The 1,293-nt window shown below is 55.6% G+C and carries 1 protein-coding gene; it reads right to left on the bottom strand.

What is annotated here, in order from left to right; genetic code table 11:
- Positions 1-53: 53 nt before the first annotated feature.
- On the bottom strand, positions 54-1,211 hold the full coding sequence (locus ACVCAM_RS26380) for a DDE-type integrase/transposase/recombinase (protein ID WP_025910470.1): 1,158 nt from the start codon (positions 1,209-1,211) through the stop codon (positions 54-56).
- Positions 1,212-1,293 lie beyond the last annotated feature (82 nt).

Below are 1,293 nucleotides of genomic sequence, written 5' to 3'. Positions count from 1 at the left end.
TGTATGACCGGATACATAGGTGACAGATCAGACCGGGAACATAGGTAACACTTTTAGTCTATCCGCACCACACTCTGGGTTTTTCGGTCGTAGTACGCAAGCGTTATTCCGTTGAAGATGATGGCCTCCAGGCCATCATCTTGTTCTTCCAGCATGATGTACTCATCAGTCAGCGCTTCACTCAGGAACACCGTCCCCTTTTTCCCCATATAGAGTGTCCCCCTCGATTTCACCCTGTAGACCGTTCCTCCTGACGGATAGGCATAGTCAGGAACACGGCCATCCCACTGTCGCTTCGAGGGGTGCCACACCGTTCCGGGCGTTGCACCCGCCAGGGCTTCATGCGGTCTTTCGTAGTTAAATTCTTCCCGGTAGTCACTGAACCACCGCTGTTGTTCTTCCATCGTCATGAAGGTGTTCCCCTGCGCCAGCGCACTTTTCAGGGAACGGTGCATGCGTTCGTGCCGCCCGTTCTCTTCGGGATGGCCCCGCCGGATACGCTCCGGTCTGACGCCCAGCTTTATCAGCCAGACGGCAAGGCGACTTAACCCGGCGATACCCGTCCCTGCGAAGGGCTGACCATTATCGGTTCTCAGAACGTCCGGCAGACCGTACTCCAGGAACGCCTCCGTCAGACAGTGCCTGACGAAAGGCTCGCTCTCACGGTCCGTTCCACGGCAGCTCAGCAGATACCGGCTGTGGTTGTCGGTCAGGGTAAAGGGATGACAGTACTCTCTGCTCAGCAGCCTGAACTTGCCTTTAAAATCAGCGCTCCAGACCTGATTGTTTTCACTGATACTGGTCAGGGGCCGGCGATTCCCCGGCGTTCTGCGCTTTCTCTTTCTGTCAGGTACCAGGCCTTCACGCTTGAGGATATCGCCGACAGTGCTGGCAGCAGGAACGGTAAAATCGACGTGATGATTGAGGAGCCACATCCGCAGTTTTTTCGGGCCCCAGTCAGGGTGTTTCTGACGCAGGGCAGTCAGGTGTCCGACGACCTCATCAGGAACCGTCCGGGAGTGAGAGCATGGTGCGCGCGACCGGTCAGAGAGAGAGGACAGGTCAGAAGGGTCAAAACGCTGAAGCCATTTGTAGCCGGTTTTGCGGCTGATACCAAAAAGACGGCAAAGAGCGGAGAAGGAGTCCGTACCTGCATGGCAGGCACGGATAAAATCAAGGCGTTGCATAGGTCGGGTCTCAGTCCAGGGCATAGCGAGTCTCCTCTTCTATGCCAGTTATAACTGTTACCCATGTATCCGGTCTAAAGTGTTACCCATGTTTCCGGTTCATACC

The sequence above is a fragment of the Enterobacter sp. CFEC122 genome (assembly GCF_052983755.1).
Note: the sequence above shows the minus strand (reverse complement) of the source record. Positions and strands in the feature narration are given on the sequence as shown.

What these genes read in the sequence shown, in the direction of transcription:
- ACVCAM_RS26380 (WP_025910470.1), bottom strand. Translation starts at nt 1,211, where the DNA reads ATGCCCTGGACTGAGACCCGACCTATGCAACGCCTTGATTTTATCCGT.